This is a genomic window from Staphylococcus massiliensis, assembly GCF_043186315.1.
Lineage (GTDB): Bacteria > Bacillota > Bacilli > Staphylococcales > Staphylococcaceae > Staphylococcus > Staphylococcus massiliensis.
The window spans coordinates 1,803,801-1,825,209 of the sequence record NZ_CP171119.1; the positions used below are offsets into that span (position 1 = coordinate 1,803,801).

Sequence of the window (21,409 nt, forward strand, 5' to 3'; positions counted from 1 at the left end):
GAGTAGCGTGCGTCCTGAGACTACAGGCTCAGGCCACGCCCCAGGAAAGCATGCTGTTAAGGAAATTGAGTAATTTGTTCTAGCTTACATTTTATGTCCTGCCATCAGTCCTAAACGATTATGTTTCGTACCAGCATCTGTATACGAAATCGCTTTCGATATAATACCTTTTCCATATTTAAATTGTAATTGGTCGATTGTTTTAGCTAACTTTTCATCTCTTCTACGTTGAAATTCATCTGAGAATAGATTAAGTTGACGTTCAGTATCATTCGAAAATTGCGTTAACGACACACTTAATGTTCGATATAATGCAGACTTATCGCACATCTTATCTGCATGCTTTTCAATAATTTGGAAAATCTCTTCATCAAGGTTAGTACCTTCAGGTATTGTATATTGCTTGTGAACACCCCCACCATCTTTATATCCCATGGAGAAATGAATCGTTTTAGCGAATTGGTTACGCGCACGTAAACGACTCGCAGCATCTTCTATTAATTCACGCATTACGATTTTAGATTCTTCATATTCGTAATCTCTCATCAAGATTTGACTCTTACAGATTGAGGGATTATTCACTTTGTACTTTTCACGCACTAAACTTTGATCGATACCATTAGCATGTAAATGTAAATCAACCCCAATTACACCAAAGTCACGCTTTAGATATTGGTGTGGGTACTTCGCTAACTGCCCCATTGTAAAAATACCGCGTTTATTTAATTTAGCTTCAGTTCGACGGTTAATTCCCCAGAATTCTCTTAAAGGTTCAATAGGCCACAGTTTAGTCGGCACATCATGATAACGCCATTCTGCTATCATGGATGGTTGATGCTTAGCTTCATTATCTAATGCGATTTTACTTAACAACATGTTTGAACCAATACCTATTGCACATGTAATCTTAGTTTCGTCATAAATTTCTTTAATTAAACGTTCGCAAAATGAATGTAGTGTTGTATTAAAACGATGATAACTATTCGTAACATCCATAAAGAATTCATCAATACTGTACTGATGTAAATCCTCAGGCGGAACATATTGCAAAGCGATTTTAGAAATCTGAACAGATACATTTAAATACTTACGCATACTCGGGTTAATAATATAAATATCATTACGGTGAGGTATCTCAAATAAACGTGACCCTGTTTTGATACCTAACTTCTTAAGTGGCGGTGTGGCTGCTAATACAACAGACCCCTGCCTTTTTGTATCTGCCACAACAGCTAATTTCGTCTTCATTGGGTCTAATCCCTTTTCCCTACATGAAACACTCGCAAAGAAACTCTTTTGGTCAATACACAAGACATCCCGATTTTCTAATAAATTGTAATCGTACATGTATATCACACCCTTTCTTAAACTCCTAAACTCTCGATCGATTATGTCTCTATTATATACGAACACCTGTTCTTATTCAAGAGTTTTAAGAACGAATGTTCTGTTTTTACATAAAAAAAACGACAAGCCATACGACTTGTCGCCTCGAAATATTTATCTTTCAATTTTAATTGTTTCTTGTCCTTCAGTATCAATACTATTTTCAATATAAACGTGAGTTTTAATTGATATGTCACTAATGTCTGATTTAAATTCGAGTTGCTTAGGTTTGAATTTAAATGGCACATCTCTAACTTCGTGCGCATCAATAATGATGTCATCTTCCATCACAAACTCATCAAGTTCATGTTCGATTGTGTTAATATCACTTGTTTCATCAGTGTTTTCAAATTCTTCCATAAGCTTCAATGACATATGTGTAATCGTTTGCTTGCTTTCTCCTGCTTTTAAAATAATCGTACCGTGAATTTCTTCATCTTTAGCAAAAGAAGTTTTATCAAGCTTTGTTTCAACAGTCATACCCTTGATGCCTAATGAAGTAAGTATTTCTTCAAACATATATGTTCACTCCTCAAATCGGTATAATACGCTTAATCTAAATTTATCATAAGAATCATCATTACGAAATTAAAATATCAAAAGTGATATAATAAATTTACAAACATTAAAAGGGGTCATCACATGCCAATCGTAACGGTTCAACTCATTGAGGGTAGAACGGACGAACAACTTAAAGCAATGGTGTCTGAAGTAACAGACGCGGTTGAGAAGACAACAGGTGCTAACCGAGAAGCAATCCAAGTGGTAATCGAAGAAATGAAGAAAACGCATTATAGCGTAGGTGGCGTTAGAAAGTCAGATCAATAAGTGCTACAAATGAAAAAGGTTGGAACAATCATCGTTCCAACCTTTTAATTGAGTCCGTTAGAATTTAGGGAATGGAATGCGTTTCTTAGAATCATTCGGACCTAAAAATTTACGAACCTTTTCTTTATTTTGTTCTTTATCTATCTGTAAGGCAGAGCCATCGCTTTCAGTTTGAATATCGCTATACGTGCCTTTTGCAGGAACGCTTAACGTATCGATATCTTTACTACCTCTTAAAACGAAACTTAAACCTGTTTGATAAATTGTCGTATCAGGCATATCCGTGTTCACGTAGCCACGCATGATACCAGCAAGTTTTGGTCCTTTATAAATCGTTTTCGGACTAATGAGCTCTTTTTTAAGTGCCTTCATAACTTGTTGCTGTCGACGCACACGACCGAAGTCGCCTTCTTCATCATTTCTAAAACGTGCATAACCTAGAAGTTCTTTACCATTTAGACGATGATGTCCTTTTGTTAAAGAGACACCTATTTTTTCAGACATGTCCTTCTCTACGTCGATAGGAATGCCTTTAGGGCTTAATTCGTCTATCATTTGCTCAAACCCTTTAAAGTCGAGTATCGCATAATATTCAGGATCTATATCTAAATTCTTTTTAAGCGTCTGTCTAAGTAATTCTGGTCCTCCCAGTGAGTATGCTGAATTTATTTTGTGTTCGCCGTAACCTGGTATCTCAGCATAAATGTCTCTCATTACTGAAACGACTTTCATATCTTTATGAATGTAATCATATTGTGCAATCATGATTGAATCGGTTCTTGATATGCCACCGTCTTCACGGTCAGCACCAAGAATCATAACTGTAGCTTTACCATCATTTTTTACTTTACCATTAAATTTTTCAATTTTATGTTCGTAATTATTAGACTTAGCGGCTGATAATCCTTTTTGATATCCTTTAAAGATAAAAGCCATAACCAGTGCTCCTAATATTAATAATGCTAAAATAACAAAAGGCCATTTTTTTAAGCGTTTTCGTTTTTTCTTCCTGCTATAGTTACCATTTTCTATTTCTGTTCGTTCTTGTTCTCTCATGTTAATCAACCTTATATCTTCAAAATTAGGGCTTCTTGTACTATAATAAATACATATTAAAGTTAAAGAAAAACCTTTTAAAAATCAAGCCTTTATATAACAAATCATACAAAGGTCCAATAAAGAGAGGGAAGTTTATGAATATCAATACAGCATACTTTGCTGGCGGGTGCTTTTGGTGCATGACCAAGCCTTTTGACACAAATGAGGGCATCGAATCCGTCACTTCAGGATACATGGGTGGTCATAAACAAAACCCTACATACGAAGACGTTAAGTCCGGTGAAACAGGCCACTTTGAAACCGTACGCATTGAATACGATGTGGCCCTATTCTCGTATAATAAATTACTTGAAATCTTCTTCTCAGTCATTGATCCTACTGATGCTGAAGGTCAATTCCAAGATCGAGGTTCACAATACCGTACAGCCATCTTCTACACAAACGAAGATCAAAAACAGCAGGCAGAGGCTTATATTGAATCACTTAAATCAACGCTTAATCATGACAAAGCAATAGCAACACAGATACTTCCTGCTCAAACGTTTTACGAAGCTGAAGATTATCATCAAAATTTCTATAAGAAAAATCCTGAACGCTACCAAGAAGAAGTTGAAGCGCGTCAAGCTTATAAAACTTCCCACTAAATACTATTATCAGAGTTTAAAGTTCCTCACAGCTGACTCCTAGGGGATAAGCATGAGTCTGGAGACTACAGGCTCCAGCCATGCCCCAGGAAAGCATGCTGGGAAGGAACTTTTTTATTTACGATGAATAGCTGAAATCACCTTCAAACAAGCTTGCCAGGACGTATATTCCGCATGATAGATCAGATACCGCGACTCAAACGACGGTTTAAACTTCTCCTTATACTGACGCAGCCCCTTAAAACGATAAATCCCGTTAAAGTGATCACACACGCGACGCGCAAATTTCTCACGACTATACGCATATTTTAAATGTCCTACATTCGATAACGTCGCCATACCCATATTAAATCGCTGAAAGCCCTTTTCTTTATAATAAAGCATACTGTGAATATAAAGCGCATCCATGAATGGTAGCTTTATCTCAGGATTCCATCGTATTAAATCAACTGAAATCGCATCATTATTATTCGACGGCATCTCAGTACAAAACGCCTGAATAACACCCTCTTTATCTCGCAAGACGAGAATGGCTGCTTTAGATACATACATATAAGTGAAATGACCAATCGAAAAGTATTTTTCCTTACGACCTTCCAACCATCTATCACTCACTTTTGTTAACGCTAACCAATCATCATACGTATATGGTGGCTCTAAATATTCAAATTGATAACCAAGTGCCTCCAGTTTATTTAACGTTGCACGCATGCCACGTTTTTTCTTCCCACTTATTGAAAAGTCATTTAGATTTATAAGCGCTTCCTCACCCAATTTAAAAAATTGATTGCCAAAACTATGATACAAAGACAAGTACCTTTCCGAAACTTGATAAAACACGATATCATAACCAAGGTACTCCGCATGTGCATAGAATGAACTCAACATCTCTTCAAAAACGTCTACATTTCCGATTGGGTCTCCTAGTACAACAATCGTATTACGTTTCATTTTATAGATGAGAAACGCCTCTTGATAAATGAATATTTGTTTATTACCTGTAAACATTAAATGACTCAAGTGATGCCCACCATATCGTTCTAACAATGGTTCACATTCCCTTATCGAATGCTTACTCAGTTGCCCTTTATATCTCCTTTCGAAAAGCCAAACCACAATCATAACTAAAAAAGATATAACAACAAACGTTGTTAAAAAGCTATAAGATACCGAATATGTGAACATCTCAATGTTTTGAAGCCTGATCGTTACTAATGCTTCATTAATACTAAGTTGAATCATACCGATAATACATAGTAATGTCGTCATACCTATTACAAAACGTTTTAATCTAAATGTACGCTTTAAGACTTTGGCCTTTTTAAAAAGTTTCAATAATATAAACAAGTTAACCGCTATGATGACAATTTGAAAACTTGTTGCAAACGTCATCAAGGTCGTAAATAATATTGTAGCTTCAGACACAATACTAAATAATATAGCGCGTTTACTCCCTTTAAAGACACCATAAAAGTTCAAGAATAATAACAAACAAGCACTTATGTGAATCGATAATATAATGAGATAAAACTGGCGATCGTTATCATAAATACCATCGATAAAAATTGAAACACTATAGATGAAATAAATGAAAGTACTAAAGCTTAATACAACCATTTGAGCGACGTGAGGCAAGTTTCGTAAAATGTCCTTTTGAAACGAGCGAATAAAAGATGTCGTATCTTTCGCCGGGATATAGTATTTCGAAGCCTCGAGCAAACGCTTCGCAAATTGACCTAATTCAAATGTCATTAGGATAACAGCAACACATAAAGGTGCAATATAATAAACAAATCGGTATAAAAGTAAACCAAGGACAATCAGTTCCTCATCGATGCCTAGAGATTTAAGTCCGAGTACCATCACTAAATCGAAAGCACCAAAGCCACCTGGCACAAAACTAATTAGACCCGAAATAGAAGCAATAATGAATAAACTTAGTAAATCAATTAGGTCTATGTGTACATTTAATACAATAAAGCAAAAATATAATATGAAAAATGCACTTAACCACTCTATGCATGAAATAAGCATACAATACAAGCCTACTCGTCTGCGCCCTTTTATAACAGGTTTGATAAAGGTGTAAATAAGATAAAACGGTAGAAACAAAATGACAATGATATACATCCCTGCTAACCAAGGGCGATCAAATAACAAATATTGATTGTAGAAGAAATGATATATCATGAATAATCCAAGAAAGCTTAAACCGGTCATCATTGAAACTAAAATATAACTTATAAATCGAATGAGTGTAGGTCGATCTTGTACATAAGACTTGTAAAACATCATTCGGACGGATGCACCTATTATACCCCCAAAACCTAATACGGCATTGAACGCATTTATAATGTAACTAAACCTCATCACATTCTGAAGTGGAATCTTAATAGATAAAATTCTTGTTAGTAAAACATCATAGAGACATAAAATAAGGAGTGCTAAACAACCTGCTAGTATAAGAGGTATAAGCGTAAAACGGTCAATTTCAGTAAATAAATGAAGTACTTTGGAGATATTTATATGCTGAAGTTCTTGTTTTAATATGAAAAATACACAAATAAATAACGTAATTCCAAATATCAATTTTGCAAATTTAAGTATGGTCTTCTTCGATTGATAATTCATGTTGCGCCTCTTTATTGAATGATGTTGAAAAAAATATAGCACATATTTCATAAATTTGGTAGAAAATATACTTAGAAATTTATGATAAATTAATACGATTCAACAATTTTAGTAATGATTAGACATAAAATTTGCGTATTGTCGTGGCGTGGCTTTTCAAATAGAAAAAAGCTACCAACCTATACAGGCGGTAGCTTAAATGATCAAAACGCGATATTATTCGTAAGACACATTCTTACGATCTTCTTCGATTTCATAAGCGCCAGCATCATCGCTGTAATATTTATTGTAACGACGCTTGAATATTAAGAAGAAATGCGTAACAAGTACTTTAATCACTGCGTATGCAGGAATACCGATAATCACACCGATAACACCGAGTAAATTACCTGCAGTTAATAACACGAAGATGATTGTTAATGGATGGATTTGTAATGTTTTACCCATCACATTGGGTGAAATAAAGTGACCTTCGATAAATTGAACCAATGTCCAAACCACAACGAGTTTTAATAACATAATTGGAGACATTGTAATAGATATGATAATAGCTGGCGTTATCGCAATTGTTGGACCGAGATAAGGAACGACGCTTGTCACGGCCGCGATACATGCAAGTACAACTGCGTATTTCAAGCCAATAACGCTATACCCAATAAATAGTAAAATACCGATACATAACGAAACGATAATTTGACCTTGAATGTATGAACCAACTTGATGACTCATCTTCTCAGTTAAATCATGGTAATCTTTACGGTATTTAGGTGGCATTAATTTCGTCGTGTAATCTTTAAACTTATGACCATCTTTAAGTAAGAAGAATAAAACGAATGGTGCCGTTAGAACGATTACCGTAATATTCGAAAGCGTATCAGCTAAGCTCTTAAGTGTTTGGCTAATGCCGGCGCCACCTGAAGATTTTTGAAGCATTTGTGGAATTTTCTTACTGAATTCCGTTGCTTTCGTTTGAACTTCATTATAAATGCTCGCAAACATACCATCGCTAAAGCGGTTATCTAAGAATTGATTGAACTTATCCATTAACTTAGGTACGTTTGTCGCTAAACTTTTAAGTTGATCACTTATTAATGGAATTAAGATATTTACGATAAATCCGAAACCAGCGACGATGAATACGAAGAGTATAATGATCCCCCAAAGTCGCGGTATATGGTAACGTTCCATTAAATTCACTAAAGGATTAAATAAGTAATATAGAATGAGTCCTACAAGAACAGGACCAACGATTGTGTTAAAGATAATCACTAGTGGCGTGAATATAAAGGAAACTTTATCAAAGATAAATATAAAAATTCCGATTAATATGAGCGCTATCAACGCAAATATTAAATTCTTGCCACCGAAGAATTTCATGAAGTGTGTCTCACGCATTGGAATGCGTTTTGAAGGTTTAGTCTCTTTCTCCGACATGCTTACACCTACTTTCTTATCCTTGTTTATCCCCTTATTGATATGGTTCTAAACAACAAATTTTACCAATACCTAGTTTACATAATATAATTATTGTTTTCTCGTTTCCACATAAAAAGACCAACCATATCAAATGGTTGGTCGTTGGAAAGATTATCGTTTCTTAGATTTTGCTTTTCAATTTGAATAATTGATATAAAACCGGTCTTACAGGCTTAATAAAGTCACCGATATACTCTTCTACTTTAGCATCGAAGCCTTTCTTAAACTGTTGAACACCAAAATCTTCCGCTTCATCTGAAAAGTCTCCTGTAATGCCATAGAAATTATATTTGTTAATACCATGCTTCTTACCAAACTTAATCATTTCCCATTGCAACGCATACGCACCCATAAATTCATTATATTTAGGGTTAGAACCACTTGATAAGTAGTAGACCTCATGGTCATTGTATACATAAAGTGCAGCAGCTAAATCTAGAATCTTACCATCTGTTTGGATCAGTTCTTTAATATGTGCTACTTTCTTCTCTGTACTCGTAACAGTTTGTTCAGTTTGCTTGAACTTATTTTTATTTTTCTTAGAGTTTGGATTTTCACTTAAAACTTCTTCGATTTGTTTAAGTGCCTCTTTACCTTCGCCTAATTTAAACTCTAATTGAGCGAGATATTTCTCTAAATCGATATAAGCAAGTTTTAAGAAACCATTATCCTTGTATACCTTTTGCATCTTTTCAAAATAAGGTTCGTCACGGAAGCTGAATCCATGCTTTTCTTCCGCCATTTGAAATAATTTGAAGAAGCGATTCGTTTCTTCAATTGGTAAGGTTTTAACTTTAACGCCCATTTCATCTGTCTTTTTAATATTACGACGCGTTTGGTAGTTCATATTCTTAAGTAATTGCTTTTCACTTTTACCTTCTAGATCCAGCACGGATAACCATCTAATTTGACTAATCTTATCATAACCAATGTCAAAGCCTTGATGAATGTATCCATGACGCTTAAGTTGAGCCATTAAAGGTTTGTTATTGAACGATTGGATAATATGCCCATCTGCGTCACGTAAGTTTTCCATAATATGAGGATCCAAACGCACATATAAACAATTATTAGCTTTTAAGAATTGGTTTAAATTAGAGAAGAAAAAATCGACAAGTTCGACATTATCATAATCCATTACTGGTCCACGATGTGTATAGAAGTAGTTGAAATATTTTAAGGCTCTTGTTTTATTTAATAAACAAGCAGCTAAAACATTGCCGTCTTCATCTTTAACACCTAATAAATAAGCTGTCTTACCTTCATTGTTAAGAAATTCGTAATTTTGAAGAGACTGCGTATAATGTGAAAAGTTCTCTTTCATAAATTGTTCAAACTCATGTAATTCTAACTCTTGAAAAAACATAACAATTACTCCTTATTCATCGTTAATATTAAAAATTTATCCTTATCATCTATAATATCATTATTATTTAAATTAAATATTAAGAACCCTTTAAAATTGTCGTGTACATTTATCTTTGAATATTCTTATTTAAAATAGCGATAACATATAAACCAAGAAACACTTCTACAGGTAAGCTTGCTGCAAAGAATTCGATTTCATGTTTTTCACCACGTTGCTTCGTTAACTTATGCTTACTCATATCTAAGAATGAGCGTCTTGCTTTCATAACAACCTTATCCGCTTCATCTTTAATATCTGTCGTTTGAGACATATAAGGGTTATGTAGGTTGTACGTGAAGTCCTTACCACAAAACTGATAAGGTAGTTGTTGTTTAATACCACTATCCTTACCTATCAATTTCTTCATTTTAAATGTACCGATTTTTTCATCATCTAAGTATACATCGTAGCCATAATGTACGGTGAAAAAGTGTGACTTTAAATATACTTTATGTTGAGGTGACTCAATTTCTAAACTACAACCAACAAATATCGTTGAAAGTGCCGACGCATACTTGTTAAGAATCGTGTCATATTTGATCTCATAAGACAACGGTGTATGGTCGTTATTAAAGATAGGAATCTTTAAACTATGGAATAAATAAATAGGTGTTTGTAAAAAATACTCATGCTCGCCTAAATTCAAATCAACTTGCGCCTTATCTGTAATACTTTGTTGAAGTTGCTTTAATAACCTTTTACGAATATTTATAAATACGATAATAAAAATAAACAAACCTAATACGATAAGCCACATAACCCACCAGGGACCATCAATTATGAGAGGGGCATCAGTGAAATACAAATATGTATTATAAGTAGCAAAAATAGTCACTGCAATTAATAATATAATTGGGACTACTACTTCCATGAGTCATCCTCCTAAATTAAATTGTATAACTATAGAATAACAAAACTTTTTGAAATTATATATAAGAACTTCTTATTTTGAAAAAGAAAAACACTTAGCATGTTAAAACTAAGTGTTTATAAATAAAAATTAATTTTTAAGTTACCTCATTCGAAGTTTATAATACGTTAATATACCAAAGAAAATGATTAGACCAACTAATTGAATGATCCATACGATATTCATTTCACCAAATGTAATTTGTTGATAGAAATTATAAAACGATAGTGCTATAAAGAAGAATGCTACAGTGAATTTTGAAGCGAGATTAAATTGCAATTTCTCCATTTCATCTTGTTTTCGCATGTAAATCCTCCTCATCATTTATTCATATTTGAAAAGCTCATCTACAGTCACATTAAACTGTTTCGCCAATTTAAAAGCCAATACTAATGTCGGGTCGTACTTATTATTTTCAATCGCATTAATTGTTTGTCTTGAAACACGCACATTCTTACTTAAAGTATCCTGTGACATACCAATCTTTTTACGGTAAGCCCTAATATTATTTTTCATTAATCCTTCATCCTTAGCTATATTTACGGTTTACTTTAATATAGCTTAATACATATATAATGATAAAGATAGGAATATAAAGAATTTCAGGATTATAATAAACCGTTTGTGCCACAACATGCTTATCCGGTTGATATAGACCTATCCATTTAAAGATTAACCATAGCGCTATCGCTCTAAAGCTATAATTAAGCGTATAGGCCAAAGTTTCTAAGCGTATCTTCCTTCCTCGTTCATCTATGCGCCATTTACGTTTCATATTTTTGGTATCGATAGCTAAATATTTATTCTGGAATGTAAATAAGAGTATGATCAGTATCAACGCTGCAAGGTACTTCAACTTCTTTACCTCCTCAAAATGTAAAATACTTTTGACATTTATTACGATAATCGATTTCCATATTTATGTCAAATACTTTTTACATTTTTGTTCATTAAAAAAGCTCGAGCCTAGATAGCTCAAGCTTTTTAACGTTTATTCAATTGACATCGCGAAGTAACGGTGTACCTACTTCAACCTTAGAACCCGCTTCAACTAATACTTCAAATCCCTTACCTTCAAGCTGCACTGTTTCAAGACCAAAGTGAATTAATAACTCAACGCCACTATCAGACTTTAAACCTATTGCATGTTTTGTTGGAAATACGAGCTCGACAGTACCATTAAATGGAGCAACCACTTCCCCAGTTATTGGTTTAATGGCAATACCTTCACCCATGAGCTTGTCACTAAATACTTGGTCAGGTACGTCACTTAAAGGCACAATTTGACCTTCAATTGGCGACATAACCTCCGTCTTATCTGTGATGTAAGTTGCCTCATCATCGTCAGTTACAGCCGTTTCTTCAGGCGAAGTAATACGTCCAGCAATAATTTCTGCGATATCATGTTTTAATTGATCCGATTTAGTACCAAAAATAGCTTGCATACTATTTCCTACTTCAAGAACGCCAGATGCTCCAAGATCCTTTAACGCTTGTACATTAACTGAAGGTTTATCTTTAACTTCAACTCTTAGTCTCGATATACAAGCATCAAGATGAACAATATTAGTTTTACCACCAAGAGCAGTTAGTATTTTGAACGGTAGATCATTTATTTTAGCATTTGAAGATGATCCACTGTCATCCTCTCTTCCAGGAGTTTTTAAATTAAATTTCTTAATTGCGAACGTAAATACAAAGTAATAAATAACTGAATAACATAAACCTACCGGAATTACGTATAGAGCATTACTTTTATCAAAAGTTAGTAAGCCATATAATATATAGTCAATTAGCCCACCTGAGAACGTCATGCCTATTTTTACATCTAAAAGATGCATGATTAAGAAAGATGATCCAGCAAGTAGAACGTGAATTCCATATAAAATTGGAGCGACAAACAAGAATGTAAATTCGATTGGTTCTGTGATACCTGTCAAGAAAGCCGTTAAGCCAGCTGACAACATTAACCCACCTACAACTTTCTTACGCTCAGGTCTTGCTTGACGATACATTGCATATGCTGCTGCTGGTAAACCGAATATCATAAATGGGTATTTACCTGTCATAAACGCCCCTGCAGTAAATTCAACCATATCTTTACTTTGAGCTTGCCAGATTGCAGTATCTCCGTGTACCACATTTCCAGCTTTTGTCGTATATTCTCCAAATTCAAACCAGAAAGGTGCGTAAAAAATATGATGTAGTCCAAATGGTATTAGTGATCTCTCAATGATGCCAAAAACTAATGTAGTTAATGTTAAGTTTTTATCAATCAAGAAATTTGAAAGTCCATTTAAACCACTTTGTATAGGTGGCCAAACAAAACTCAATGTAATACCTACCAAGATAGCTACAACACTCGTAATGATAGGCACAAATCTCTTACCTGAGAAGAAACCTAAAAATGGTGGTAACTCAATGTTGTAGTATTTGTTATAACACCATGCTGCGAGTGATCCCATTATGATACCACCAAACACCCCACTTTGAAGTGTAGGTATACCTAGAACTAAAGCATAACTTTGCGGTTTATTACCTTGATTCAGTGTTTCTTGACCTTCAGGGTACGAGAAAATATCATCAATCGTAATTCCCAAAATCTTGCTTATAGTTATATTCATAATTAAGTATCCAATTACAGCTGCTAATGCGGCTACACCATCTTCGCCTGCTAAACCTATAGCTGTACCTATAGCGAATAATAATGGTAAGTTACTAAAAATAATATCTCCAGCTGATTCCATTATTGAGGAAATCATCAAAACTATATCATTTTCTAACCATGGCATTATATTCACTAACTTTGGATTATGTAAAGCGTTACCAAGCGCGAGCAATATCCCTGCAGCAGGTAAGATAGCTACTGGTAACATTAATGCTTTACCAATTCTTTGTAATAATGCAAAAGCCTTTTTCCACATATATGTAACCTCCTAAATCTAAGATGACTTTGACAACAAAAAAAGGCATGAGTAAATAACGAGATTGTTTACTCGCTATCACTCATGCCTGATCGAATCAGTTACACGTTTATTGTTGCGTTAGATTATGTATATGTAATGTGAGGTACATAACCTCAGCCTCATAAATGTCAACATTCAATTGTTGTTGCATCATCTTCATTATCTTAACGGCTATATTATAGCACCTCGGATAATGGTTTTGCAATACATTTTCAAATTCGCATTGTTTTTTTACAATATCACCATGACGTAGTCGCTTTATTAAGAAATTGATATGCCTAATGAACCTATGATATGGAATACCGAGTTTATCAACTTCAATTTTAAAGTCACTTTCAATGATTTGAACACAGAGTAGGATGAGCTCATTCGTCTGACTCAATTCTTTTAATGATTCTGATTGCTTATTAGAAGCGATATGTAAAGCAATAAACCCAATTTCATCATCTGGAAAGCGTAGATATAACGACTCACTAAGTTGTTTAATTAATTTATCAGCGATTTGGTAATCATCTGGATACAATTGCTTAATTTCATTTTGAAAAGGATTATAGATAATCTGCCCTTCTTTAATACGTTTTATAGCGAAGATTAAATGATCGGTTAAAGATAACATAAGCGCATTCATTTTAGATGCATCGCAATAGTCCTTAACTATATTCACCGCATCAATAATAGCGTGAATAATATAATCCTCAGTTATCTCTACCAATGCTTTATAATGCGCTTTGTCACGTTCAGTTTTAAGCGTATAGACTTTTTCAATCAAGGTCGTATCAGATAACACCATGCCCCGTTTCTTATTAAAACCTATGCCTTTACCAATGAGAACCACTTCTTGATCCTTGAAAGTACATATTAAGACATTATTATTGAGCACCTTTTGAATATTATACTTTCTCAAAGCGGTCACCTTCTTTTTAGATATCAAGCAAAATTATATATGGTTTCACACGATAATAAAAGCACTTTTTTAACAAACATGTTCCAATAGATTGACGATTATTAAATTTAAGTGTATTTAGACATTAAATCACTAGTTTTTTATATAAATAAATATATTTAGTGTTATAATACTTAATAATCATATATCTAAGGGGTATGTATATTGAAAAAGTTAAACATCTTTATTATTATAACTATATTTGTATCAGGATGTTCAAACTTCTCTAAAGAAGACCTAGATGGCTATTGGGAGGAAAAATTCAACACAATGTATCATGAGGAAATAGATGATTTACACTTTGATGCGGAAAATGATAAATATCATCTTATCTCAGAAGCTATGACGATTGATGAAGGCAAATTTGAAATTAAAGGTGAGAAAATCATTCTTAAAAGTCATCGCGGAAAAGAGCGTCAAGTTATCCTTATTAAAGATAATGGTAAGTACCTTCAATTCAAGGATAAAAAATATAAGAAATTTAAATAAGTTAAAAAGCCTAATTTCTACATCCAATGTGTCACTCTAGTATGACACGATATAGAAATTAGGCTTATTATATGAGTTTTATTTTTTCTTCTTGTCTTCATCGCTACCGATAGCTATACCAATTGCTAAACCAGCACCTATTCCAAGCGGGAATGGCATTAGCATACTAAATACAACTGAGAACAGAAATGAAAACGTAATTAAGTTTTGATTGTCTTTAATGAACTGTTTCATTTTGAATCAAAATTATTTCTTTTTATCTTTCTTTTTCTTCTTCTTATCTTTTTTCTTTTGCTTGTCTGGATTTTGATCAATTTCATTTTGTTTTAATCCAGCTAAAGTACCGATAATCGCTGCTAATACAGGAAGAACTAAAATGAATACAACATTAAAAGGAATTGTGTCTTGAATAGGTAATTCATTTTTTCTTCTCATATTAGGATGCGTGTCATTAGAGAAAGCATCTGTGTTCGTATTCGTAGCTGGTCGATTATCTTCCTTATTTAATTCATTATTAAACTTTTTTTCTTCACTCATATATATCGTCCCCTTTTATGTGTTATTTCACCAATACCCACTTTTAAATAAAATGACACGTAAAAAGTAAAAAAAGATGAAATCCATATAGGATTTCATCTCATCGTTTAATGCTTTTTAAGTTTATTTTCATATTCTTCAACAGTTTTAGCATCTTTACCCCAACATTCAATACCGAATAAATTAATTTCTAATTCTTCTGGTCTAAATATAGGGCGTTTGCCAGCTTTTCGTTGACGTTGATAGTCTTTCATTACTGAAAAAGCAATGTTAGATAGACCAATAATCGCGATAATGTTGACGATTGCCATAAGACCCATGAATAAGTCAGCAGTACTCCATACCGTTTCAGTCTTAACGACTGCACCGACAAATACAAGTACGACAACTAAACAGCGGAATACGAATAGAATCGCTTTATTACGTGATAAAAATTCGATATTAGACTGGCCATAGTAGTAGTTACCTACTAAAGATGAAAATGCGAATAATGTAATCGCAACAGTTAAGAATATGCCACCGAAACTACCTAGATGCGCATTTAAAGCAGTCTGAGTTACTTCAACACCTTGAGGTGCCTTTTCACCAAACTCTAAACCAGAATAAAGTAAAATCATGATTGCAGTAGCTGTACAAACAAGCATCGTATCAAAGAATACGCCTAATGATTGAATTAAGCCTTGTTTAACTGGGTGAGATACGGCTGCTGTAGCGGCTGCGTTTGGAGCAGAACCCATACCTGCTTCGTTTGAGAATAAACCACGTTTAACACCTTGCAGTACCGCAAAGCCAACGCCACCGCCAATGACTTGATTCATACCAAAAGCACTTTGGATAATCATGACTAACATTGGAATGACTTTATCAATATTTAAAATTAAAATGATGAATACGATAGCAATATAAATCAGTGCCATGATAGGTACGATAGTAGAAGACAATTTCGCTATGCTTCTCACACCACCAAAGATAATCACACCTGTAAGTATCGCTAACACAATCCCTGTAAATATAGGACTAATATGATACTGAGTCTTAAGTGATTCAGCAATCGTATTAGATTGCACTGTATTAAATACGAATGCGAAAGTCACGGTAATTAATACCGCAAATACAATACCTAACCACTTTTGATTTAAACCTTTAGTAATGTAATAAGCTGGTCCACCTCTAAAGCCACCGTCTTTATCTGGTACTTTGTAGACTTGCGCTAACGTTGCTTCGACAAAAGCACTTGCTGCACCGATGAATGCAATGATCCACATCCAGAATACAGCACCTGGTCCACCGAGTACGATTGCTGTAGCTACCCCAGCAATGTTTCCAGTACCTACACGTGACCCAGCACTAATCGCAAATGCTTGGAATGGCGAGATACCTTTTTTACCAGTATCTAACGTTTCAGGTTTTTCTGTTAAAGCACGGAACATTTCTTTAAACCATCGGAACTGAACGAATCTTGAACCGATTGTAAAGAAGAAGCCAACAGTTAATAATAAACCTATGAGGTACTGTGACCATATTAATTCATTCCCGACTTCAACAAACGTTTTAAACCAGCCAGGAATGAAATCATCAAAATTTTTCAATGTTGATCCCTCTCATCCATGTAAAATCATACTAAAATTTATCATTTATTATAATATGATATACATTTTATCATCAATTACATAAAGTGACTATTATTTTTTTAATTATGATCACTAATAATCATATATGATATATCACCAAATTCTTTTATATCAACGATAAATGTACCATTTGTATATTGTTCAGATAAATGAATATCTTTATTAGCACCTTCATGGACTTTTCCTGAAGTGGACACGATTTCATAAGATGTATCCGCTTCACGACATGTTTTCGCATCTACAATACGATGCGGTTGTTTCTTCAATTCTTTAAGCAATGTTAAACCACGTTGGGCGCGCTTGGCTTTTGCTAAAGTGTTATAACCAATACGCTTAATTGCACCACGTTGCGTCACCATTAAGATAGTATCCGCTTCACTAACAGCGTCTGTCATTACGACGAAATCCTCGTCCTTAAGGTTAATCGATTTCACACCAGCTGCTCTTAGACCTGTATCAGAGAGCTCAGATGCGTCATAAGTTAACGACATGCCCTTGTGTGTGAGCACTGTTAATGTCTTGTCTGAAGTAATCTTAAAGACGGAAATAACATCATCCTGATCTTTCATACGCATTGCGATGAGTGGCTTCGTATAACGAGATGACTTGAATAAACCGATATTACTCTTCTTAATCATGCCGTTACGCGTCGCAAGCACATAATAACCGTCGTCTTTAAAGTCGTTCTCGGTATACATATTAATCATTTTCTCATCATCATCGATCGGAACAATTTGAGACACGTGTTGACCTAAATCTTTCCACTTGATGTCAGAGAGCTTATGAACAGGAATATTTAGGTAACGCCCTTTATTCGTAAACACAAGTAGTGTTTGTTGCGTGTGACCTTCAATATATTTGAGAAGCGTATCTTCATTCTTAAGGCCAACTTCATTAACACCACTTGCATTAAAGCTTCGAATTGATGTGCGTTTAATGTAACCGTCGTGCGTTAAGCTTATGATAACGTCCTCTTTCGGCACAACGACTTCTTTATCGATTTTGATTTCTTCGATTTCAGCCTCAATGACTGATAGACGATCTTCTTTATAAGTTTTTTGAATGTCTTTTAACTCAGACTCAATCACGCTAAGTAATGCGTCGTGGTTATCTAAGATTTCACGTAAGCGACTTATGAGGTTCTCAAGCTCTTCATGTTCATTCTCTAAAGCAACGATATCTGTATTCGTTAAACGGTAAAGTTGTAACATGACGATGGCTTCAGCTTGTGCTTCCGTAAAGTCATAGGTTTCTACAAGATTGTCTTTCGCGTCTTTCTTATTTTTAGAGTTACGGATGAGTTGAATGACTTCATCAAGTATCGATAACGCTTTCATTAAACCTTCAACGATATGCATACGCTTTTCAGCTTGGTTTAAATCGTAACGTGTACGTCGTGTCACAACTTCAATTTGGTGGTTTAAGTAGCTATCAATCATCGCTTTAATACCCATTAACTTAGGACGACCTTCACTGATTGCAACCATATTAAAGTTATAAGCTACTTGTAAATCCGTATTCTTATATAGGAAGTTAAGGACAGAAGATGGATTCACATCTTTCTTAAGTTCAATCGCGACACGTAAACCTGTACGGTCTGTTTCATCACGAACCTCAACAATACCATCGACCTTTTTATCAGCGCGTAATTCGTCAATCTTCTTAACTAACGCACTTTTATTCACTTCAAAAGGTATCTCTGTCACAAGTAATTGCTTACGACCGCTGCGTAACTTGTCCACTTCAACTTTAGAGCGTACAACAATTTTACCTTTACCTGTTTCGTAGGCTTTCTTAATACCGTCTATCCCTTGGATTATACCACCTGTAGGAAAGTCCGGTCCCTTTAACGATTTCATAAGTTGGCTAACCGTAATATCCGGGTTCTTAATATATTTAAGTGTCGCTTGAATAACTTCATTTAAATTATGAGGTGGAATATCCGTCGCATAACCTGATGAAATACCTGTAGAACCATTTACAAGTAGGTTTGGAAATCTTGATGGTAATACCATAGGTTCTTCTTCAGTATCATCATAGTTCGGCATGTAATCGACAGTGTCTTTATTAATATCTCTTAAAAGCTCTTCAGATAGTTTACTTAATTTAGCCTCCGTATAACGCATCGCAGCAGGCGGATCATTATCAATACTACCGTTGTTACCATGCATTTCGATTAAGAGATGACGTAGTTTCCACTCTTGACTTAAACGAACCATCGCGTCATATACGGATGTATCACCATGAGGGTGAAATTGCCCAATTACGTCACCAACTGTCTTGGCACTTTTACGAAAATGTTTATCATACGTGTTACCGCTAGAATACATCGCATATAAAATACGGCGTTGTACCGGCTTTAAGCCGTCTCTAACGTCAGGTAACGCACGTTCTTGAATGATATATTTACTATAACGTCCAAAGCGATCACCAATCACATCTTCAAGAGGTAAGTTTTGAATGATCTCACTCATGAGTTATCCCCCTCTTCATATTCAGTTTTATCCATGATGTGTACTTCATCACTCTCTAGAATGCTTTGTTCTTCTTGTAAGCCAAATTCTACATGACTCTCTATCCATTCGCGACGTGGAGCAACTTTGTCACCCATTAATGTCGATACGCGTTTAGAAGAACGTACTTCGTCTTCAATTTGAACGCGAATTAATGTACGTGTTTCAGGGTTCATTGTTGTTTCCCATAACTGATCAGGATTCATTTCACCAAGACCCTTGTAACGTTGTAAAATGACACCTTTACCAAGTTTCTTTTGTAATTGAGCCAGTTCATCTTCCGTCCACGCATATTCGACTTTCTTCGTTTTACCCTTACCTTTTTCGAGTTTAAATAAAGGAGGTAATGCGATAAATACACGTCCCGCTTTAACGAGCGGTCGCATATATTTAAAGAAGAACGTCAGTAAGAGCACTTGAATGTGTGCTCCATCCGTATCGGCATCAGTCATGATAATCACGCGATTGTAATTACTATCCTCTAACTTAAACTCATTACCGACACCTGCACCGATTGTATGGATAATCGTATTGATTTCTTCATTTTTGAAGATTTCTTCAAGCTTAGCCTTTTCCGTATTAATGACTTTACCACGAAGCGGTAATATCGCTTGGAATTTACGGTCACGGCCTAATTTAGCCGAACCACCTGCTGAGTCACCCTCAACAAGATATAATTCGTTCTTATCCGTATTTTTACTTTGCGCAGGCGTTAATTTACCTGATAATAATGTATCCTTACGTTTATTCTTCTTACCAGAACGTGCGTCTTCACGTGCTTTACGTGCTGCTTCACGCGCTTGTTGGGCCTTAATGGCCTTTTTCACAAGGGCTTTAGATAATTGCCCTTTCTCCTCTAAATAATAAGGCAGTTTCTCAGCCACAATTTGATCCACGGCACCTCTTGCTTCATTCGTACCTAATTTAGATTTCGTTTGACCTTCGAATTGTAAGAGATGTTCAGGAATACGCACTGAAATAATCGCCGTTAAACCTTCGCGAATATCATTACCTTCAAGGTTCTTATCCTTAGCTTTCAGTTCGCCGATACGTCTCGCATAATCGTTAAACATGCGCGTCATCGCCGTTTTAAAGCCAACTTCATGCGTACCACCATCTTTAGTACGTACGTTGTTCACGAAGCTTAGAATACTTTCTGAGTATTGATCATTATATTGAAAAGCCACGTCTACTTCGATTTGATTTGCTGTACCTTGAAACATAGTTACATCGTGCAAGATTTCTTTACCTTCATTAACATATTCAACGAACGCCTTAATACCTTCTTCATAATGATACACTTCTTCGCGTTCCTTACCTTCACGATGATCCGTTAACGTAATTTTAAGGTCTTTTAAAAGGAAAGCCGACTCTTGTAAACGTTCGCTTAACGTTTCGAAATTAAACTGTTGCGCTGATTTGAAGATATTTGGATCAGGTAAGAATGAAACTTTCGTTCCTGTCTTACGTGTTTTACCTTCCTTCTTAAGTCCAGTCGCAGGATGTCCACCGTTCTCAAAACGTTGACGGAAGATCGTGCCATCCCTATGTATCTCAACTTCTAACCATGCACTTAGCGCATTAACAACAGATGCACCTACACCGTGTAAACCACCTGAAGTTTTATAGCCACCTTGGCCAAATTTACCTCCGGCGTGTAGCACTGTGAAAATGACTTCAGCAGTCGGTTTACCAGAAGCATGAATACCTGTAGGCATTCCACGTCCATTATCTTCTATAGATATACTTTCATCTTTATTAATAGATATTTTAATTTCATTTCCAAATCCGTTTAAAACTTCGTCTACAGAATTATCTACAATTTCATACACGAGATGATGTAGACCTCTTTTATCTGTAGAACCGATGTACATACCAGGTCGCTTACGTACGGCCTCTAAGCCTTCTAAGACCTGTATGGAGTCATCGGAGTAATTCATTTGATTGTTTCTTGCCAATCGATTCGCCTCCCACAAACATACGTTCGT

General features: G+C 35.0%; 20 protein-coding genes. 3 read left to right on the top strand and 17 right to left on the bottom strand.

Annotated elements, in window-relative coordinates; translation table 11 throughout:
* Positions 1–84 precede the first annotated feature (84 nt).
* Together ACF3N8_RS08735 and ACF3N8_RS08740 are read right to left on the bottom strand one after the other, a co-directional pair.
* A complete protein-coding gene (locus tag ACF3N8_RS08735; protein WP_009383982.1) occupies positions 85–1,347 on the bottom strand; it encodes a Y-family DNA polymerase in 1,263 nt (420 codons plus the stop codon).
* A 153-nt stretch (positions 1,348–1,500) separates the two neighbouring features.
* The gene (locus ACF3N8_RS08740; protein ID WP_009383981.1) at positions 1,501–1,905 is read right to left on the bottom strand and encodes a sporulation protein; all 405 of its coding nucleotides are present in this window, start codon (positions 1,903–1,905) and stop codon (positions 1,501–1,503) included.
* Positions 1,906–2,010: 105 nt separating this feature from the next.
* Here ACF3N8_RS08740 and ACF3N8_RS08745 point away from each other — a divergent pair, with 105 nt between their 5' ends.
* Complete coding sequence (locus ACF3N8_RS08745) at positions 2,011–2,214, top strand: 2-hydroxymuconate tautomerase (RefSeq protein WP_338421145.1); 204 nt, start codon at positions 2,011–2,013, stop codon at positions 2,212–2,214.
* Between the two features lie 57 nt (positions 2,215–2,271).
* Here the strand turns inward: ACF3N8_RS08745 and ACF3N8_RS08750 are convergent, their stop codons facing one another.
* Positions 2,272–3,270, bottom strand: a complete 999-nt coding sequence (locus tag ACF3N8_RS08750) for an LCP family protein (RefSeq protein ID WP_009383979.1) — start codon at positions 3,268–3,270, stop codon at positions 2,272–2,274.
* A 137-nt stretch (positions 3,271–3,407) separates the two neighbouring features.
* Here ACF3N8_RS08750 and msrA point away from each other — a divergent pair, with 137 nt between their 5' ends.
* A complete protein-coding gene (gene msrA / locus ACF3N8_RS08755; RefSeq protein WP_009383978.1) occupies positions 3,408–3,917 on the top strand; it encodes a peptide-methionine (S)-S-oxide reductase MsrA in 510 nt (169 codons plus the stop codon).
* A gap of 114 nt (positions 3,918–4,031) precedes the next feature.
* Here the strand turns inward: msrA and mprF are convergent, their stop codons facing one another.
* The 9 genes from mprF to ACF3N8_RS08800 all read right to left on the bottom strand — a co-directional run bounded on the left by mprF (position 4,032) and on the right by ACF3N8_RS08800 (position 14,221).
* Entirely contained in the window at positions 4,032–6,548 is a 2,517-nt protein-coding gene (mprF, locus tag ACF3N8_RS08760) for a bifunctional lysylphosphatidylglycerol flippase/synthetase MprF (RefSeq protein WP_392449831.1), read from the bottom strand.
* Positions 6,549–6,764: 216 nt separating this feature from the next.
* Positions 6,765–7,982, bottom strand: a complete 1,218-nt coding sequence (locus tag ACF3N8_RS08765; RefSeq protein ID WP_238101906.1) for an AI-2E family transporter — start codon at positions 7,980–7,982, stop codon at positions 6,765–6,767.
* Positions 7,983–8,145: 163 nt separating this feature from the next.
* On the bottom strand, positions 8,146–9,390 hold the full coding sequence (locus ACF3N8_RS08770) for an aminoacyltransferase (RefSeq protein WP_238101907.1): 1,245 nt from the start codon (positions 9,388–9,390) through the stop codon (positions 8,146–8,148).
* A 109-nt stretch (positions 9,391–9,499) separates the two neighbouring features.
* Positions 9,500–10,303, bottom strand: a complete 804-nt coding sequence (locus ACF3N8_RS08775; protein WP_009383972.1) for a hypothetical protein — start codon at positions 10,301–10,303, stop codon at positions 9,500–9,502.
* Positions 10,304–10,444: 141 nt separating this feature from the next.
* Positions 10,445–10,648, bottom strand: coding sequence for a hypothetical protein (locus ACF3N8_RS08780; protein WP_009383971.1), 204 nt, complete (start codon positions 10,646–10,648; stop codon positions 10,445–10,447).
* 18 nt (positions 10,649–10,666) lie between these two features.
* Positions 10,667–10,858: a helix-turn-helix transcriptional regulator gene (locus ACF3N8_RS08785; RefSeq protein ID WP_009383970.1), complete on the bottom strand. Its 192-nt coding sequence runs from the start codon at positions 10,856–10,858 to the stop codon at positions 10,667–10,669.
* A gap of 13 nt (positions 10,859–10,871) precedes the next feature.
* Positions 10,872–11,198: a hypothetical protein gene (locus tag ACF3N8_RS08790; RefSeq protein ID WP_009383969.1), complete on the bottom strand. Its 327-nt coding sequence runs from the start codon at positions 11,196–11,198 to the stop codon at positions 10,872–10,874.
* Positions 11,199–11,337: 139 nt separating this feature from the next.
* Positions 11,338–13,266, bottom strand: coding sequence for a glucose-specific PTS transporter subunit IIBC (gene ptsG, locus ACF3N8_RS08795; RefSeq protein WP_392449832.1), 1,929 nt, complete (start codon positions 13,264–13,266; stop codon positions 11,338–11,340).
* Positions 13,267–13,375: 109 nt separating this feature from the next.
* Entirely contained in the window at positions 13,376–14,221 is an 846-nt protein-coding gene (locus ACF3N8_RS08800) for a PRD domain-containing protein (RefSeq protein ID WP_392449833.1), read from the bottom strand.
* A 195-nt stretch (positions 14,222–14,416) separates the two neighbouring features.
* Here ACF3N8_RS08800 and ACF3N8_RS08805 point away from each other — a divergent pair, with 195 nt between their 5' ends.
* Positions 14,417–14,740 (top strand): hypothetical protein, encoded by a 324-nt coding sequence (locus ACF3N8_RS08805; RefSeq protein ID WP_392449834.1) that lies wholly within the window; start codon positions 14,417–14,419, stop codon positions 14,738–14,740.
* 78 nt (positions 14,741–14,818) lie between these two features.
* On the opposite strand, the gene ACF3N8_RS08810 is transcribed toward ACF3N8_RS08805, so the two are convergent.
* The 5 genes from ACF3N8_RS08810 to parE all read right to left on the bottom strand — a co-directional run bounded on the left by ACF3N8_RS08810 (position 14,819) and on the right by parE (position 21,361).
* A complete protein-coding gene (locus ACF3N8_RS08810; RefSeq protein ID WP_017176530.1) occupies positions 14,819–14,974 on the bottom strand; it encodes a hypothetical protein in 156 nt (51 codons plus the stop codon).
* Positions 14,975–14,986: 12 nt separating this feature from the next.
* Positions 14,987–15,277 carry a hypothetical protein gene (locus tag ACF3N8_RS08815; protein WP_009383966.1) on the bottom strand — a complete coding sequence of 97 codons (291 nt, stop codon included), beginning with the start codon at positions 15,275–15,277 and terminating at the stop codon, positions 14,987–14,989.
* A 107-nt stretch (positions 15,278–15,384) separates the two neighbouring features.
* Positions 15,385–16,866, bottom strand: a complete 1,482-nt coding sequence (locus ACF3N8_RS08820; protein WP_392449835.1) for an alanine/glycine:cation symporter family protein — start codon at positions 16,864–16,866, stop codon at positions 15,385–15,387.
* Positions 16,867–16,967: 101 nt separating this feature from the next.
* The gene (gene parC, locus ACF3N8_RS08825) at positions 16,968–19,382 is read right to left on the bottom strand and encodes a DNA topoisomerase IV subunit A (protein WP_392449836.1); all 2,415 of its coding nucleotides are present in this window, start codon (positions 19,380–19,382) and stop codon (positions 16,968–16,970) included.
* Complete coding sequence (parE, locus tag ACF3N8_RS08830) at positions 19,379–21,361, bottom strand: DNA topoisomerase IV subunit B (protein ID WP_164671738.1); 1,983 nt, start codon at positions 21,359–21,361, stop codon at positions 19,379–19,381. Before parE ends, parC begins: the two co-directional genes overlap by 4 nt.
* Positions 21,362–21,409 lie beyond the last annotated feature (48 nt).

What these genes read in the sequence shown, in the direction of transcription:
- ptsG (WP_392449832.1), bottom strand. Translation starts at nt 13,266, where the DNA reads ATGTGGAAAAAGGCTTTTGCATTATTACAAAGAATTGGTAAAGCATTA.
- parE (WP_164671738.1), bottom strand. Translation starts at nt 21,361, where the DNA reads ATGAATTACTCCGATGACTCCATACAGGTCTTAGAAGGCTTAGAGGCC.
- ACF3N8_RS08770 (WP_238101907.1), bottom strand. Translation starts at nt 9,390, where the DNA reads ATGTTTTTTCAAGAGTTAGAATTACATGAGTTTGAACAATTTATGAAA.
- ACF3N8_RS08785 (WP_009383970.1), bottom strand. Translation starts at nt 10,858, where the DNA reads ATGAAAAATAATATTAGGGCTTACCGTAAAAAGATTGGTATGTCACAG.
- parC (WP_392449836.1), bottom strand. Translation starts at nt 19,382, where the DNA reads ATGAGTGAGATCATTCAAAACTTACCTCTTGAAGATGTGATTGGTGAT.
- mprF (WP_392449831.1), bottom strand. Translation starts at nt 6,548, where the DNA reads ATGAATTATCAATCGAAGAAGACCATACTTAAATTTGCAAAATTGATA.
- ACF3N8_RS08735 (WP_009383982.1), bottom strand. Translation starts at nt 1,347, where the DNA reads ATGTACGATTACAATTTATTAGAAAATCGGGATGTCTTGTGTATTGAC.
- ACF3N8_RS08775 (WP_009383972.1), bottom strand. Translation starts at nt 10,303, where the DNA reads ATGGAAGTAGTAGTCCCAATTATATTATTAATTGCAGTGACTATTTTT.
- ACF3N8_RS08750 (WP_009383979.1), bottom strand. Translation starts at nt 3,270, where the DNA reads ATGAGAGAACAAGAACGAACAGAAATAGAAAATGGTAACTATAGCAGG.
- ACF3N8_RS08780 (WP_009383971.1), bottom strand. Translation starts at nt 10,648, where the DNA reads ATGCGAAAACAAGATGAAATGGAGAAATTGCAATTTAATCTCGCTTCA.
- ACF3N8_RS08765 (WP_238101906.1), bottom strand. Translation starts at nt 7,982, where the DNA reads ATGTCGGAGAAAGAGACTAAACCTTCAAAACGCATTCCAATGCGTGAG.
- ACF3N8_RS08815 (WP_009383966.1), bottom strand. Translation starts at nt 15,277, where the DNA reads ATGAGTGAAGAAAAAAAGTTTAATAATGAATTAAATAAGGAAGATAAT.
- ACF3N8_RS08810 (WP_017176530.1), bottom strand. Translation starts at nt 14,974, where the DNA reads ATGAAACAGTTCATTAAAGACAATCAAAACTTAATTACGTTTTCATTT.
- msrA (WP_009383978.1), top strand. Translation starts at nt 3,408, where the DNA reads ATGAATATCAATACAGCATACTTTGCTGGCGGGTGCTTTTGGTGCATG.
- ACF3N8_RS08740 (WP_009383981.1), bottom strand. Translation starts at nt 1,905, where the DNA reads ATGTTTGAAGAAATACTTACTTCATTAGGCATCAAGGGTATGACTGTT.